This is a genomic window from Natrialba sp. PRR66, assembly GCF_034808065.1.
GTDB classification, from domain to species: Archaea; Halobacteriota; Halobacteria; order Halobacteriales; family Natrialbaceae; genus Natrialba; species Natrialba aegyptia.
In genome coordinates this window covers 158,000-173,113 of record NZ_JAXHGN010000004.1, presented here as the reverse complement: position 1 = coordinate 173,113, position 15,114 = coordinate 158,000, and the positions used below count along the sequence as shown (strand labels likewise).

The window sequence follows — 15,114 nt, the reverse complement described above, 5'->3', positions numbered from 1 at the left end:
TAAATCTTTGGTTGGTATCCGGCTCAGTACTGGGATCAGTTGGCGTCGTCAGTCTGGTATCGGGCCGCGACGCGCTCACGGAGTTCGGTCTTTTGAATTTTCTCCCCGTGTGGCCCCTCGGATCGCGGGAAGGTGTCGACGAACTCGATATCCTCGGGAACCTTGTAGTCAGCCACGTGGTCCGCAAGGAACGTCCGAAGTTCGGCGATGTCGATATCGGGATCAGCGCGCTGGACGAACGCAACCGGTACTTGTCCGTGTCTGGGGTGGGGTGCGCCGACGACTTGGGACAGTTCGACGGCGGGGTGGTCGTCGATAACCGTCTCGATATCCCGTGGTGTGACGAGGAATCCGCGAACGCGGAGGGCATCGTCGATCCGGGATTGGTAATAGAAGTAGCCGTCTTCGTCTCGGGTCCCAAAATCGCCGGTGTGAAACCAGCCGTCCTCGTCGACGACCTCGGCGGTTTTCTCGGGCTTCTCGTGGTACTCGTTCATCACGTTGTATCCGCGGAGGCAAATCTCTCCTTCCACACCCGGTGGTAGCGTCTCCTTGGTTTCGGGGTCGGCGATACGGAGTTCGAGATCCGAATGAATGGGCGGCCCACCGACCTTTTTTCGCTGTTCGATCGGGTCCGACGGATCGCCGACGAAGATCTGACTGTTACCCTCCGAGAGTCCGTAGGGCTGGACCAGGGGGAAGCCGAACGCGTCTTCTAGGTCCTCGAAAACGGTTTCGTCGTATCCCATGGTGATGAACCCGGTCGCGCCACACTCCAGCGACGCGACCCGTTTCGGCTCGAAGTTATCGTGGCGCATCATCCGCAGAAGCATCGTCGCCAGCGCCGACATGTACGTCACCTCGTAGGCTTCGACGAGTTCGATGGTGCGTTCGGCGTCGAAGTGGGTCTGGACGACCAGCGGGATGCCGTGGACCAGCGCGCTCAGGAACATATTGTACCCCCAGATACCGCAGAACGGAAGGACACCCAGCGCAATATCGTCTGCAGAGAGTTCGAAGAACTCACCGACGTTATAGGAGTGATTCAGTAGCGACCGGTTGGACTGGAGACAGCCCTTCGGATCGCTGGTCGTCCCGCTAGTGTAGAATACGGTCGCGGGCGCGTTCGGCACCTCAGCAGGTGAAATATCGTCTCCATTCCGTCCACGGTCTATGACATCCCCGTAGCTCCGGGCTGCCGGGTAGTCCGAGTGATCCTCGAGGGCGATGACGTGGTTCAGCCCACCGGTACTCTCGGTGGCGAAGGACTCGGGAGGGGTCTCACAGATTTCTGGAACGATCTCCGAGAGCATCTTCAGATAGTTGTTGCCGAGGAATGATTCTTCGGTAAGCAATAGCTTGCAGTCGGCGTCGTCCAACATGTACTCCAGTTCGTGCGTGCGGTATCGAGTATTGACGGCGACAACTGCTGCGCCGAGGGACGACGCGGCCAGTTGTGCCGTTATCCACTCCGGTCGGTTACCCAACCAGACGGCGATCCGATCGCTAACCCCCACGCCGAGTTCCGACAGCGCATCTGCGAGCGCTTCACTCTCGGCGATCAATTCAGCGTAACTCGTTTGCTTGTCCTCGAAGATGAGTGCCGTTCGGTTGGGATACCGGTCGGCGACGGCCGAGACTCCCTGATATACAGTGTCATCATTCCGCTTGAGCATAGCACCCGTTTTCGGTTCATCGACCAAAAGTCCTCGCGTCGAGGGTGTTCGCGCATTCGATCGGCTGTTGGGTGTGAATCGATGAATACGTGGACATTGTGAGTTCGTTCTGAACGAGGACGCGGTCCCGAGGAGACCCAGTGTCGATTGCGATCCTCGATCTGCAACCAGTTACTGGCCCACACTTCTAGTCCCAAACGAATCGGATGTAGCGATGCTGTCCTGCGTGAGAACTCTACGCAAGATTGATGGCGTCGCGGTCGCTCCCCGGCTAGTTGTGTCCGAGACCTCGACGTCCCGGCTAGCCGATAATCTCCGCTTCGTGCAACACTTCGATTTCGGCGTCGTCGTAGCCGAGTTCGCGGAGGGCATGATACGTATCTGCACCGAGCGGCCGCGGGTCGGTGTGGACCGGCGCGTCGAACTCGTCGAAATCGACGGGATAGCGGATCACCGGAACCGAGTCGTCACCGTCCGCGGTGGTGAGTTCCTGTACTAATCCCTGCTGCTCGGTGTACTCGTCCTCAAGCGCCTCGAGGGTGCTCCGGACGGGGCCCGATGGGACGCCGTGCTCCTGCAGAATGTCGAACCACTTTTCGGTCGGTTTCCGCCGCATGATCTCATCCGTGATCTCGTACAATTCGTCCATGTTCGCCGTTCGATCGGCGCCCGTCTCGAATCGCGGATCGGTGATGAGATCCTCTCGACCGATCGCACGGCAAAACTTCGGCCAGAGGCCGTCGCTCGCGACGGCGACCACGATGTACGAGTCGGCTGTCTCGTACACTTTGTACGGTGCGACGGTCGAGTGTCTGTTCCCGACGCGGGGGTACGGTTCGTTTTCCACACCACTCGCAGTCGCACGGATCCCCAACCAGGACATGATGCAGTTGAGCATCGAAACCTCGATGTATTCCCCACCGGCGTCGTTAACGTCTCGATCGTACAGTGCGCCGGTGATCGCCTGGACGGCGTACATCGACGCCGCGATATCTGCTATCGGGATGGAGGTGTTCGTCGGCGGTCCGTCGGGCCACCCGTTGATACTCATCGAACCGCTCATCGCCTGTGCCACCATGTCGTACGCGGGGTTGTCCTCGTAGATCGAATCCGATGCGAATCCCTTGATCGAACAGTAGACGATCTCCGAATTCCTCGACGATACGGCGTCGTAGCCGAGTCCGAACCCCTCGGCGGTGCCGGCCTTGTAGTTCTCGACGAAGACATCCGCCTCCTCGAGGAGTTCCATCACGAGGCGTTGTCCTCGCTCCGACCGGAGGTTGACCTCGATCGAGCGCTTGTTTCGATTGAGCGCGACGAACTGGGAGCTCACGCCGTCGACGAACGGCGCTAGATTCCGGGAGATATCCCCTGACTCCGGTCGTTCGACCTTTACCACGTCTGCACCCATGTCGCCGAGGTGCATCGTCGCCACCGGTCCGGATACCATCTGGGATAGGTCGACCACTGTAATCCCGTTCAGAAAGGCCATATACAGAAGATTATCCCGGACCCAATTACGTGTTTGGGCGTCGGCTTTCATTCGATGTCCGCACCGATTCGATGCGAACACAGTTGATAACGTACAGAAAGAGGTCCGTACAGATGTCGAAAATCGCGAGGTGGATTGGTGACTGTGAACGCGAGTCAAATCAGTGCCAGCGTTCACTGCAGTTTCAGTCGATCATATCGAAGGCACTGGCGCGGTCCAGAATATCTTTTCCGCGTTTGATGTGTGCGATATCGATCATCTCTCCCTCGAAACGGACTGCACCACGTGACTCCTCAAGCCCCGCCGTCTCCATCTCTTTCATCACTCGCTGCCAGAATCTCACGTCGTCCTCGTCGGGGGTAAAAATCTCGTTAACCGGATCGATGTGGCTGGGATGGATGATCTGGTAGCCGGTGTACCCAAACGATCGAAGCCGCTCAGCTTCCCGTTTGAGTCCCTCGATATCCCCAACGTTCGTCCACGCACCGCCGAAAAATTGCTCGACGCCCGCCGCTTTGCCGTCGAGAACAACCTTCGACAGCATGTGGAGCTTCTCGGTTCCCGCTTCGGTCCACTCCCAGCCGAGTGCCCGTTCGACATCGGCACCGCGGCTAGTTCCGCCAACGATGGCGGCGACCCGGTCGCTCGCCTGACAGAGTTCGTGGGCGTTGTAGAACCCTCGTGGCGTCTCTGGGAGTGCGATGATCTCGGTCGGACTGTCGATTCCGCGTCGTGACTCGAGATATGAGAGGACGTGATCGGTACGCGTTATATACTCCGTTCGCGGGAGTTTTGGGACGATGACGGCGTCCAGTCGGTCGTGGATGACCGCGTCGAGATCCGCTTCGAACAGCCCGGTATCGGGAGCGTTGAGACGGACGGTAATGATCTTGTCAGTGGTCCACTGTTCGTACGCATCGGCAACGATCTGGCGTGCATCTGCCTTCTCGCTGGGAGGAACGGAATCCTCGAGGTCGAAGATAAACGCGTCGGCATCGTATTTTTCGGGTGCTTCGAGTACCCAGTCCTCGTTATTTCCAGGGATGTACAGAATCGACCGAATTGGACGCATCGTCACTCGTCCTCCGGTTGGAAGAGCATGAGTGCGATCCGCGTGCACTCACAGACCAGTTCTCCGTCTTGTGTGTGTCCTCGATGCTCGAAGGTGACAATGCCGCTGTCGTCTCGGGAATCGCTCGTTCGCTTCTCGAGTACCTCGGTCTCGGCGTAGAGCGTATCGCCGATGAAGACGGGATGTGGGAACGCGATCTCTTCGAATCCGAGGTTTGCGACGGTCGTTCCGAGCGTAAGATCGTGAACTTGCAAGCCGACGACCGTCGAGAGCGTGAACATGCTATTGACGAGACGCTCCTCGAATTCGGTTCCCGCCGAGTAATGGGCGTCGAGGTGCAAGGGCTGCAGATTAACGGACAGTAACGACCACAGCGTATTGTCGAATTCTGTAACGGTTCGACCGGGCCGGTGTTCGTACACGTCACCCACTTCTAGTTCTTCGTAGTACTTCCCGCGTGTTTGTGTCGCCATCGCACAGAGAGGACTGGTTCAACAGACAAAAGCATTTGGGACCGATACAGGCGGGGAATACGGCTCTCACTCCACGTACGCCGATTGAACACAATCGAAGACAGATCCATCCCATTCAACCTGGCCGGCGACGGAGACGAGTTCAAGAGCGCGTATCCGCTCTTCTAGCTCTGGTAGCTCACCACCCGTGAACGGATTTAGCCACGTTTTGAACTCTCGTAACACCGAGAGACTGGCATCTGGCATAATACTACTTCGTCTCTACTTCTCCGATATACAAATCCTTCCGCAGGGTATGGAGGCTATTGTGATCGTCTACTGTTGGGACCGCGGTTTCCATCTCTCGTCTCTTTTGTCGGTCTCCGGTTCCCGTTCAGGGCTCGTCTCGGTCAGTTTCCAGCTAGGATTCCATCGGAACGAAGACGGGGATCGAGACGGACTCGTCTTCGGTATCGACGAACCGGACCTCGACGCGCGTTCCGATGTCAATATCCTCGGAGTCAGCATCGATATTCGTCATGATCCGGGGCCCCTCGTCGAGTTCCACGTAGGCGACGACGAGTGGTAGGTCGTCTTCCGGCCAGCCGCTCATCGTCCGAGCAGTCGAATACGAGTACACTTCGCCGCGACCCGATGTCTCACGCCATTCGACGTTTTTGCTGAAACAGTCGGGACAGAGCGATCGCGGATAGTGGTACACGAGCCCACAATCGGCACATTCCTGAACTAGAAGCACACCGTTCGTGGCGGCCTGCCAGTAGCGGCTGGTTTCCGGGTTCACTTCGGGCACAGGACGTGGTTCCCAGGTCATCGGTCTTCCCTCCCGAGAACGACAGTTGCCGCACCGTGGCGAGTTGCGATACTGCCGCCCGTTCCGTGGGCGAGCGCGACATCAGCGTCGACTTGTACTTCGGGATTCGCCTCACCGCGGAGTTGGCGAACAGCTTCGATGACTTTGGTCATCCCACCGCGGTTCGCGGGGTGATTCGAACACAGGCCGCCTCCATCGGTGTTGAACGGAAGGTCACCGTTCGGTGCCTGCAGCGCGCCGCCTTCGACAAATTCCCCGCCGTCGCCCTTCTCGCAGAACCCGAGATCCTCGATCGCTTCAAGGACGGTGATTGTGAAGGAGTCGTAGATCGATGCGTAGTCGATATCTGCGGGGCCGAGACCGGATTCCGCAAAGGCTTGTTTACCCGAGTATTCGGCCCCAGTACGTGTGATGTCGATACGTCCAGCGTCGTGGTGTGAGGGCGCTTCACCGTGACCGAGTACTTCGACAACCTCGCCGTCGAGATCGTCACGGATGTCCTCCGAGACGAGTACCAGCGCACCGCCGCCATCGGAGATGACACAACAATCGAGCAGATGGAGCGGATCGGCGACGACACGAGACTCGACGACGTCTTCGACTGTCACCGGATCCTGAAACATCGCATCGTCGTTATACTGGGCGTGTTGGGACGCAGCGACGCGTATTTCTGCGAACTGTTCCGCTGTCGTGCCGTACTCGTGCATATGGCGCTGTGCGGCCATACCGTACATTGTGATGTTTGTCGCGCCATAGATACGCTCGAAGCTGTCCTGTACGGTCCGTATTTCTCGTGCCCCAGACCCCGTCGCCTGGCCGCGCGAACGCGGCCGGCCGGCGAGCGTGACGAGCGCAACGTCACACTTTCCATTACGAATCGCGCTGACCGCATGGCCGACGTGTGCGATGTACGACGAGCCGCCGTAGTCGGTCGTATCGACGTACGACGCGTCAACTCCAAGATAATCCGCGATAACGAGCGGAGAGAGTCCGAATTGATACTCGGGGACGCCAGCGGTGAAGAGCCCGTTGACATCGTCTTTTGCCAGACCTGCGTCAGCGAGCGCTCCTTTGGCAACTTCCGCGTGTAACTGCATTGTCGATTTATCTGGCGCTTCTCGTGTCGGATGTTCGAATGCTCCAGCTATGTACGCTGGTTCGCGTTCTGTCATCACGTCTATTGAGTAGGTCGGTTCTCCTAAACCTTTGCTTTGGCTTACTTCCCGTTGGCGTGCCGCTCTGGAGTATATCAGAGACTCTCAAGAACCGATATCGAAAGCGTATCCGGGAAATCGGCAGCGTCAAGCGCACACCGGTGGTATCTCAATCGTTGGTTCGTGCGAACGATCGAGGTCATGCACTTGAACCTGCTCGAATAGGGTCTGCTCGCGCTCCTCCTTGCATCCCGGATCGCGGAACGGTATTCCCTCTCGATTTTACCGCTATTTCCGTTCAAAAGCCGCTCCTTACTCCGTTACTGGGTATCCGACGGCACTACATGTGTTCTATGGTATGAAACACCACGGCCATATGTATCGAGTGTCTCTTTCCTGCTTGCGATCTGTTTGACAAGCGTATGGCTGTAAAGTAATGGCGGTATCCAACGGTGAGATCGGCATTGACACGCGTACCAAACCGTATTAACTGAGGATGCGGACAGTAGTTCTCGACCGCGAGAAAGGTTCCGTAACACGGAACAGAGCTCGGCTTCTTATCTACCTGAACGACGGATTCGTGCCCGCCATTTCCGGAAAGCGCCGTACACCTCCCCTCTCGCGGTCGTCAGTCGATAGGAAAGGGGAGAGCCGTTGTCGGAGCCGAAACCTCCCTCAAGGCCCGTCTGGGTGCCGATAGCAGCCGGGCGTTTAATTGCCTGAATTGCTAACGGTGTTTCAACGCGATCGCTTCAGCAAACACAGTGTCGTCGTCATCACACTCGTCTGCACCGTAACCGTGGTTGCTGAGCTCGCACGCTCAGCAGAGATGGGTGCAGGTCATTATAATCTCCGAACTCGAACCCAACAGGGCGATAGCGGAGGCCGATTAGAAGTGTGCCAACAATTCAGTCGCATCCTCGACGGTACGCAGTTCGGTGAGTATCCCGAGGGTCGCTTCGGTCGCTTCGAAGTCCGGTGCTCGATTTCCACACATGCGATACTTTTCCTGGAGTTCCTCGATAGTAAGCGGATCGGTGTGCGTCCCTGGGGGATGCTCTTGAGTGCGTTCGTACTCCACACCTGACGATGTGGAAAGGGTGATCTGCGCGGCGTTCGAATCGTAGTCGACGGTCGGGTCAGTGTCGAAAGAGATGCGTTCTCGAACCCGTTGTACGTCGTGATCGCCGATCCGTGCATCGTCGAACGCCGCTAATCCAATGTGGCCGTGAACGAGTGCGCGGGCGACGACATATTCCATTGAGAACTTGGCTTCGAGTCCCGTTGAGGGATCCGCATGGTGGAGTGCATCCGCTGCACCTTGAGACGCCGTTACGCGTACCACTTCGATCTCTGCCGGGTCGATGCCCTGCTCCGCCGCGAGTTCGGCTGCGCAGTAGATCGCTGCGTGCGTGTAGTAACAGCATGGGTATTTCTTGACGTCGATCCCGTCTTCTAACAGCGCCCAATCAGAGCCGAGATCGGGTAGTTGTTCGGCGTCCGGTTCGGTACTGCTGTAGAGATCGAGGAACCCTCGCTCACCAGTCATGGCGGCGGCGTCAGCGGTAATTCCCTCTGCGGCGAGCAGGGCTGCGGTCATCCCCGATCGTGCAGCCTGGCCGACGTGAACCGACTTCGTCATCGAACCGAAGTTGCGTTTAAGTCCTGCAGGCATCGATGCGGCAATGTTCAACGCGTGAGCAACCTCCTCGTTGGAGCATTCGAGCAATCGTGCAACGGCCGTGGCGGTGCCGAAGGTTCCGACTGTCGACGTTGCGTGCCATCCATCTTCGTAGTGGGTGGGACTGATCGGACGCGAAACGTACCGCTGCGTCTCAAATCCGGCTGTGTACGCGGTAATAAGATCCCTGCCGGTGACGCCGTGTCGTTCTCCGACGGCTAACAGCGGCGCGACCATGGGGACGCTCGGATGGCCGTCCATCGCCGCTAGCGCGACATCGTCGAAATCCAGACAGTGGCCGGCCGTCGCGTTCACGAATACCGCGTCGTGAAGGGGAAGTCTCCGCTCGCTTCCGAATACTGTCGTCTCACCGCTGTCGATATCGAGTGCTGCGATAACCCGTTCTGCGGTGTCAGTAGCCACCCCAGCAAGCGTAACACCGACCGTATCGAGAAACGCTCGTTCGACGAGACGGACGGCATCGTCGGGAACGTCCTCGAACGAAAGGGAAGTAACGAACGTTGCAATGTCCGAACACTGCTCGCTGCCGAATTCCGTCGCCATGTCTTCATACGTGTAAGACAACCACATATAGCTTCTCTTCTCTGTGAAGAAGTCGCCTGTACGACTCGCTTGGACGATGAGTGTGTTCCACTGATGATGGCGCTTTCGACGGTACTCGGTCTTCACACGTTCACCAATTCGTCCGGCACTTCCCATAAGGGCCTTCGTACACCCACATAGGATGTCGGTTGTCCTGGTATCACTATCGGTTTTCGTACTCCTCTCTACGTTTTATCTCCTTTCCGTTGTGGATCTCCATCGTTCGAATTACCGGAATAACCGTCGTTTTTCGGACTACACGCCCGCTCTGTGGAAGTCTACGGTAATGCTGACTATCTTCTCTTGATTCTATTTGTCCTCACAGTTATTCGGTTTCCAGCGTAACTAGCACCTCGCCCCCTCTACCGCTCCGTCTTGGGAGCGACCTATCCACTCTGAACTCTTGGATGAAAACGATAAACGCACGCCGTTCGAATAATTCGAACTGATTGACGAGCCCGATAGGAGAAAACCTACCGACATTTATACCTGTACTGTTGTAAATCGTCTTCCGAGTGGCTGATCAGAAAATAGGTATAAGAATCGACGGTAGTATGCAGATGAAAACGGCGGCAGGCGGATAGAGTCGGTATACCCTTTCGGAGAACACAGCGATGTGCGAATACGCCGCCTCCCGCTGGACGACCACCAGTACTATCCTACGAGTACTTGATGTTGAGCTCGAGTTCGTTCGCGGTGCCAAGGAGAAGGTTTGGGAGCGTCTCGTCGAACAGCGTCCCCTGAAAGCGATGTGTCGGGCCGGAGACGCTCAATGCGCCGAGTGGCTCGCCGTTCTCGTACTGCACAGGGACGCCGATCGCTCGCAGCCCGCTCGTGTTCTCCTGGTCGTTGATGCTGTACCCCCGGTCACGAATCTCTGCTAGCTCCGCCCAAAGCGTTTCCTCGTCAGTCATCGTCTGTTCGGTCAGTGCTGGTAACCCTCGTTGGTCGATGATTTCGTTGATCCGTTCGTCCGACAGGCTGGCGAGAATGGCTTTTCCCGCTGCAGTTGCGTGAATCGGAATCCGCTTTCCGATTTCCGAATCGGTGTGGACGGCCCGCTCTCCAGTTTCCCTGAAGATGTAGACTCCTTCACCATACTCTTCAACAATGAACTGGGAGCGTTCTTCGGTCTCGGCGGCGAGATCTGCGACTTTTTCCTCCGCAAGTTGGTATGCGTCGGACCGCGTTCGCGTCTGTTCGCCGATCTCGAGAAATCGTAGTCCCGTTCGATATACGTCATCCTCCCTCGTGACGTATTCGAGGTCTGTCAGGGTCGATAGGTGCCGATGCACGGTGCTCTTGGCAAGGTCGAGTTCTCGAGCGAGTTCGGATAGTCCCATTCCGTTTTCTTCCATGAGTAACTCGATCATCTGAAATGCAGTTTCGGTCGTTTTCACCCGTCCACTGTCGTTGTTCTCGGCCATGGAAACACAATTCTTGTCCACCTCATTAAGTGTTCTGAATAATCGAACGAATTATCGCCGCGCTCAACGCGGCTATTTAAACTGTCTGCTTCGGATTAAGCCGCTGTATCCCGGATATTTGCGTTTGGCTGCCCGTCCCATCTGTTCCGAATACTCGAATAGGCTCTTCCAGTTCTCCTGAGAGACCGAACCTCGTTCGAACGCTGCTGCGGCGTAGTTCCATCCTTGACGCTTCCACATGATTTATATGCCCGCTCACTTGAGATTCGATATGGTTCACTCGTGGAGGGATAGCGTACCGCTATCCGATGAACAGACGCTCGTCCGGGATAACATCCGGGACATATGCGAAGAATTCGATGCGGAATATTGGCGAGAGCGAGACAAAAACGAGGACTACCCTCACGACTTCGTCGACACGCTTAGCGACCACGGCTGGCTGGGGATTCTGATCCCGGAAGAGTACGGTGGTGCCGGAATGGCAACGTCGGAAGTCGCCGTTATGATGGAGGAGATCGCTGCGAACGGCGGCGGATTCAGTGCTGCCCAGGCGGTTCACGGCGGCATTTACAACAGCACTCCTCTCGTCAAGTACGCCGATGAAGAGCTCAAGTCGGAACTGCTGCCCAAGGTAGCCGAGGGGGAGGTCGCCATTCAGTCGTTCGGCCTCACGGAGCCGAACGCGGGCTCTGATTCGACATCGATCGAAACCAGTGCCGAGCGAGACGGCGACGAGTACGTTATCAACGGACAGAAAATCTGGATCTCGCGGGTCGACGCAACGGATTATCTCGTTCTGATGGCTCGAACGACGCCACGGAAGGAAGTCGATAAACGGACACAGGGCATCTCGATGTTCCTCGTCGATATCGAGGATGCGTACGATCAGGGGGCCCTCGAGATCCAGCAGATACCCAAGACGGCTAGCGGCTTCGTCCACTCCTACGAGCTGTGGTTTTCGGACCTCCGACTGCCGGCGAGCCGGCTCATCGGCGAAGAAGGGCGCGGGTTCTATCAGGTTCTGGACGGACTCAACGAGGAGCGCCTGGCTATCGCAGCAGAGTGTGTCGGGCTTGCAGAGGTCGCGCTCGAGCGTGGCATCGAATACGCAAACGAGCGGGAAGTCTTCGGTGGCCCGATCGGGGCGAACCAGAGCATTCAACACCCGCTCGCGGAGGCGTACACCGAGTCTCTGGCGGCGAAGCAACTCCTGTACGGCGCCGCTGAGACGATCGAGAGCGCCAGCCAGAAGGAAACCGGTGCGATGGCAAACGCCGCGAAGTATCGGGCGGCAGAGGCGGCGTTCGCCGCGGCAGACGCCGCAGTTCAAACCCACGGCGGATTCGGCGTCGCTCGCGAATACGACGTCGAACGGTACTTTAGGGAGGCCCGGCTGACGCGGATCGTTCCGATCACTCAGCAGCTCGTCCTCAACTACCTCGGCGAGAACGTTCTGGGACTGCCCCGTTCGTACTGACTCGAATAGCACCAAGCGCGACGATCACACCAAACGAGATTCACCCACATGACCGCAAACGATGATGCGACAGAATCGGAAACGGACGGACAGCTTACTACCGGCTGGCACGGCCGCTACTACGAGGATTTCACAGTCGGTGACGTCTACAAACACCCATTCGGTCGGACCATTACCGAGACGGACGACGTCTGGCTGACGAATTTGACGATGAACCTGAATCCGATGCACTTCAACGAGGCCTACGCAGCCGAGACGGAGTTCGGCGAACGACTCGTCAACGGCCTTGTCGTCATCGCGACAGCCGTCGGGATGAGCGTCATCGATGTCTCAATGAACGCGACGGCCAACCTCGGGTACGATAATGTGCGCCATCATGCCCCGGTCTTCCACGGCGATACGTTGTTTGCCGAGAGCGAAGTAACTGACAAGCGCGAGAGTTCGTCCCGCGACCACGTCGGTATCGTAACGACGGAACTGCGGGCGTACAACCAGAACGACGAACTCGTCCTCTCACTCGATCGGACCCCGATGGTACTCAAACGGGAGTACGCGCAGCCAAACGCCGCCCAGCCGCCAGGGTGGCCCGAGGGAATTGGCACGCAACCGGACGAGACGACTGGCGAAGGTACCGGTTCAGGCGAATAACCTCGCGGTCCGTGGTCGAGCGACCGATTCTCCTTCGTTGGCAGACGGACGTCATCGGACGGCCGCTTGGCGACAGAAAAACCTAAATTCTGTGACGGTCAGCTACGAGCATGGCTTCGCTTACCGACGAGCAGCAAATGCTACTCGAGACGGCGGCTGATCTCGCGGAAAACGAGTTCGCCGACACGGCATACGAATGGCAGGGAGAGACACCCTGGGAAAACCTCGAAACACTGGCGGACCACGGGTTCCTCGGAATCAACTTCGATGAAGAGTACGGCGGCGCGGGGATGTCCGAGTTCGAAGCGATGCTCCTCAACGAAGCGATTGGCCGGGTATGTCCGGACACGGCATCGTTCCTGAACTCGCTGCATATGGTTGCGCCCCGGGCGATCGATATGTTCGGGACGCCTGAAGCGAAGAAGAAGTATTTGCCCCACTGACGGAGGGCGAAGACTTCATTGCGATCTGCATCTCGGAACCGGAGGCCGGCTCCGACGTCCATTCGATGAATACCACGGTCGAGGAACGCGACGAGGGCCTCGTTCTCAACGGCGAGAAGACGTGGGTCTCGCGTTTCGAAGATGCATCCGCAGGTGTTACGTGGGTAAAGTTCCCCGAAGGGCTCGGCACCGTCATTGTCGACTTCGACGACCCCGGTGTCGAGGTGAGCAATCACTACACGAATATGGCCGGCCACGAACAAACCCATTACTACATGGAGGACATCGTGATTCCGTCCGAAAACGTCCTCACACGCGGCGAAGACGCTTTCAAAGAGCAGCTGAAAGCCCTCAACTGGGAGCGACTTGCCGTTGCGTCGATTTCGAACACGTGGGCACTCGCCGCCCTCGAGCAGGCGCTTGAGTACGCACAGGACCGCGAGCAGTTCGGACAGCCGATCGCCGAGTTCCAGGGCCTCGAGTGGAAGCTCTCCGAGATGGTGACGTATCTCGAGGCATCTCGCGCGCTCACGTACCGCGCAGCCGAGGACGCCGTCGCGCAGGGACGAGTGCCTGATCCGTTACAGACCGGTGCCGCGAATCTCTTTTCGGGGCAGACCGCAGAAAGCATCATCAGCGAAGCGCTTCAGATATTCGGGGCGAACGGCTACCAGCAGGGCCACCCGCTCGAGTACCTATACCGACTCCAGCGCGGGTGGCGGTTCGCCGGCGGGACTGACGAGATTCAAAAGAATACGGTCGCACGATGGCTCAAACGCGGTGGTGTACCGTCGCTGCTAAACTAACGGCGACTCGAGAGTCCCCGACCGTCGATCACCGCAGCTTTTTCGTCGGGAGCACAGGGATCCGACAGTGAAAGAGACTCGGAAAACGACTAGAGGCCGCTTCGTGGCGGTGGCGCCCGATCAGTAGAACGTCTCTCCGTTCGTCGCCTTCTCGACGAGTAGGTCGCACGGGAGCGTCTCGGCGAGCTTGTTCGTGTCTTCGTGGCGGCTCGCGACTTCGGTCAGCTTCTCGAGGATGACGTCAGCGCCGACCTCGTCTGCCTTCTCGAGCGGACCCATCGGCCAGTTACCGCCGAGGCGTGCGCCGGTATCGATATCTTCGACGCTGGCGACGTCGTTTTCGACCATCTTGGCTGCCTCGTTGACGATCGGCGCCCAGACGAGCAGCGTGTCGAAGCCCTGGCCCGCATCGACGGCGATCTGCGGTTCGTCGCGCTCGTCGTAGTCGTAGTAGCCCGCGTCGGCTTTTCGGCCGTACCGCCCTTTGTCGTAGAGCTGATGGAGGATCGGACAGACCGTCGTGTCGTAGGACATCGGACGACCGTCCTCGAGGTGGTCCTCCTCTCCTTCGACGCGGATCTGGATACCGCCCGTGAAGTCGGCAAGTTCGAACGGTCCCATCGGGAAGCGTTCCATGTACTTCATCGCGGAGTCAATCTCCTCGATCGAGTGTTCGCCTCGGTGGACCAGCCATGCCGGGCCCTCACCGTAGGGGCGCATTAAACGGTTGACAATAAACGAGGGAATATCTATTTTGCATCGAATCGGCGTTTTGTCGAACGATTCGATGAGCGCCTCGGCAGTGTCGGCTACGCCGTCTGGAGTGTGTTCGGTCATAATCACCTCGACCAGTTCCATCAGCATCGGTGGGTTGAACCAGTGCGTACCGACGACCTGCTCGGGGCGATCCGTCGTCTCCGCGAGCTGCGTAATATTGAGTCCGGATGTGTTCGTCGCGAGGAGGGCGTCCTCCGGGGCCGCCTCGTCGAGATCCTCGAAGATATCCTTCTTGACCGACTGCTGCTCGACCGCCGCCTCGGTGACAAACTCCGCGTCCCCGACCGCTTCCTCGAGGTCGGTGGTAAAGGAGAGACGCTCGAGCGCGTCGTCGACCTCTGACTCGGTTGCAGCCCCGTTCTCGACGGACTTTTCGTACGACCATTCGATCCGCTCGTTCGCCTCCTCGAGCTGTGACTCATCGATATCGTTGACGTATGTCTCATAGCCAGCTAACGCGGCGACGGCGGCGATTCCGCGCCCCATCTGTCCGCTACCAATTACTGCGACGGTCTCGATATCGCTAATCTCTACGACCATACTCGTGCCATCTCAAACGACGATCAAAAGTGTA

The 15,114-nt window shown here is 58.0% G+C and carries 13 protein-coding genes; 4 read left to right on the top strand and 9 right to left on the bottom strand.

The genetic code is table 11. The annotated features are described in order from the left end of the window. Positions 1–35: 35 nt before the first annotated feature. From SM755_RS14935 to SM755_RS14900, 8 genes are all read right to left on the bottom strand, one after another. Positions 36–1,676: a class I adenylate-forming enzyme family protein gene (locus SM755_RS14935; protein ID WP_323173363.1), complete on the bottom strand. Its 1,641-nt coding sequence runs from the start codon at positions 1,674–1,676 to the stop codon at positions 36–38. A 301-nt stretch (positions 1,677–1,977) separates the two neighbouring features. After that, entirely contained in the window at positions 1,978–3,168 is a 1,191-nt protein-coding gene (locus SM755_RS14930; protein WP_323173362.1) for a CoA transferase, read from the bottom strand. A 184-nt stretch (positions 3,169–3,352) separates the two neighbouring features. Further along, positions 3,353–4,240, bottom strand: a complete 888-nt coding sequence (locus tag SM755_RS14925) for a CoA ester lyase (RefSeq protein WP_323173361.1) — start codon at positions 4,238–4,240, stop codon at positions 3,353–3,355. A 2-nt stretch (positions 4,241–4,242) separates the two neighbouring features. Continuing rightward, positions 4,243–4,713, bottom strand: coding sequence for a MaoC family dehydratase (locus SM755_RS14920; RefSeq protein ID WP_323173360.1), 471 nt, complete (start codon positions 4,711–4,713; stop codon positions 4,243–4,245). A 400-nt stretch (positions 4,714–5,113) separates the two neighbouring features. Next, complete coding sequence (locus tag SM755_RS14915; RefSeq protein ID WP_323173359.1) at positions 5,114–5,524, bottom strand: Zn-ribbon domain-containing OB-fold protein; 411 nt, start codon at positions 5,522–5,524, stop codon at positions 5,114–5,116. Next, a complete protein-coding gene (locus tag SM755_RS14910; protein ID WP_323173358.1) occupies positions 5,521–6,696 on the bottom strand; it encodes a thiolase domain-containing protein in 1,176 nt (391 codons plus the stop codon). Before SM755_RS14910 ends, SM755_RS14915 begins: the two co-directional genes overlap by 4 nt. Before the next feature lie 871 nt (positions 6,697–7,567). Beyond that, on the bottom strand, positions 7,568–8,923 hold the full coding sequence (locus SM755_RS14905) for an MmgE/PrpD family protein (protein WP_323173357.1): 1,356 nt from the start codon (positions 8,921–8,923) through the stop codon (positions 7,568–7,570). A 698-nt stretch (positions 8,924–9,621) separates the two neighbouring features. Continuing rightward, positions 9,622–10,389 (bottom strand): IclR family transcriptional regulator, encoded by a 768-nt coding sequence (locus tag SM755_RS14900; RefSeq protein WP_323173356.1) that lies wholly within the window; start codon positions 10,387–10,389, stop codon positions 9,622–9,624. A gap of 271 nt (positions 10,390–10,660) precedes the next feature. On the opposite strand from SM755_RS14900, the gene SM755_RS14895 reads away from it, so the two are divergent. The 4 genes from SM755_RS14895 (at position 10,661) to SM755_RS14880 (ending at position 13,763) form a co-directional block, all read left to right on the top strand. After that, positions 10,661–11,866, top strand: coding sequence for an acyl-CoA dehydrogenase family protein (locus tag SM755_RS14895; RefSeq protein ID WP_323173355.1), 1,206 nt, complete (start codon positions 10,661–10,663; stop codon positions 11,864–11,866). Positions 11,867–11,914: 48 nt separating this feature from the next. Next, the gene (locus tag SM755_RS14890; protein WP_323173354.1) at positions 11,915–12,514 is read left to right on the top strand and encodes a MaoC family dehydratase; all 600 of its coding nucleotides are present in this window, start codon (positions 11,915–11,917) and stop codon (positions 12,512–12,514) included. A gap of 110 nt (positions 12,515–12,624) precedes the next feature. Beyond that, positions 12,625–12,957, top strand: a complete 333-nt coding sequence (locus SM755_RS14885; RefSeq protein WP_323173353.1) for an acyl-CoA dehydrogenase family protein — start codon at positions 12,625–12,627, stop codon at positions 12,955–12,957. Between the two features lie 65 nt (positions 12,958–13,022). Beyond that, positions 13,023–13,763 (top strand): acyl-CoA dehydrogenase, encoded by a 741-nt coding sequence (locus SM755_RS14880; protein WP_323173352.1) that lies wholly within the window; start codon positions 13,023–13,025, stop codon positions 13,761–13,763. A gap of 120 nt (positions 13,764–13,883) precedes the next feature. Here the strand turns inward: SM755_RS14880 and SM755_RS14875 are convergent, their stop codons facing one another. Continuing rightward, the gene (locus SM755_RS14875) at positions 13,884–15,080 is read right to left on the bottom strand and encodes a 3-hydroxyacyl-CoA dehydrogenase NAD-binding domain-containing protein (RefSeq protein ID WP_323173351.1); all 1,197 of its coding nucleotides are present in this window, start codon (positions 15,078–15,080) and stop codon (positions 13,884–13,886) included. Between the last annotated feature and the right edge of the window lie 34 nt (positions 15,081–15,114).

Bases quoted from the DNA above. Each gene is read 5' to 3' on its own strand.
- SM755_RS14910 (WP_323173358.1), bottom strand. From the start codon at position 6,696: ATGACAGAACGCGAACCAGCGTACATAGCTGGAGCATTCGAACATCCG.
- SM755_RS14880 (WP_323173352.1), top strand. From the start codon at position 13,023: ATGAATACCACGGTCGAGGAACGCGACGAGGGCCTCGTTCTCAACGGC.
- SM755_RS14915 (WP_323173359.1), bottom strand. From the start codon at position 5,524: ATGACCTGGGAACCACGTCCTGTGCCCGAAGTGAACCCGGAAACCAGC.
- SM755_RS14905 (WP_323173357.1), bottom strand. From the start codon at position 8,923: ATGGCGACGGAATTCGGCAGCGAGCAGTGTTCGGACATTGCAACGTTC.
- SM755_RS14890 (WP_323173354.1), top strand. From the start codon at position 11,915: ATGACCGCAAACGATGATGCGACAGAATCGGAAACGGACGGACAGCTT.
- SM755_RS14875 (WP_323173351.1), bottom strand. From the start codon at position 15,080: ATGGTCGTAGAGATTAGCGATATCGAGACCGTCGCAGTAATTGGTAGC.
- SM755_RS14895 (WP_323173355.1), top strand. From the start codon at position 10,661: ATGGTTCACTCGTGGAGGGATAGCGTACCGCTATCCGATGAACAGACG.
- SM755_RS14885 (WP_323173353.1), top strand. From the start codon at position 12,625: ATGGCTTCGCTTACCGACGAGCAGCAAATGCTACTCGAGACGGCGGCT.
- SM755_RS14935 (WP_323173363.1), bottom strand. From the start codon at position 1,676: ATGCTCAAGCGGAATGATGACACTGTATATCAGGGAGTCTCGGCCGTC.
- SM755_RS14930 (WP_323173362.1), bottom strand. From the start codon at position 3,168: ATGGCCTTTCTGAACGGGATTACAGTGGTCGACCTATCCCAGATGGTA.
- SM755_RS14920 (WP_323173360.1), bottom strand. From the start codon at position 4,713: ATGGCGACACAAACACGCGGGAAGTACTACGAAGAACTAGAAGTGGGT.
- SM755_RS14900 (WP_323173356.1), bottom strand. From the start codon at position 10,389: ATGGCCGAGAACAACGACAGTGGACGGGTGAAAACGACCGAAACTGCA.
- SM755_RS14925 (WP_323173361.1), bottom strand. From the start codon at position 4,240: ATGCGTCCAATTCGGTCGATTCTGTACATCCCTGGAAATAACGAGGAC.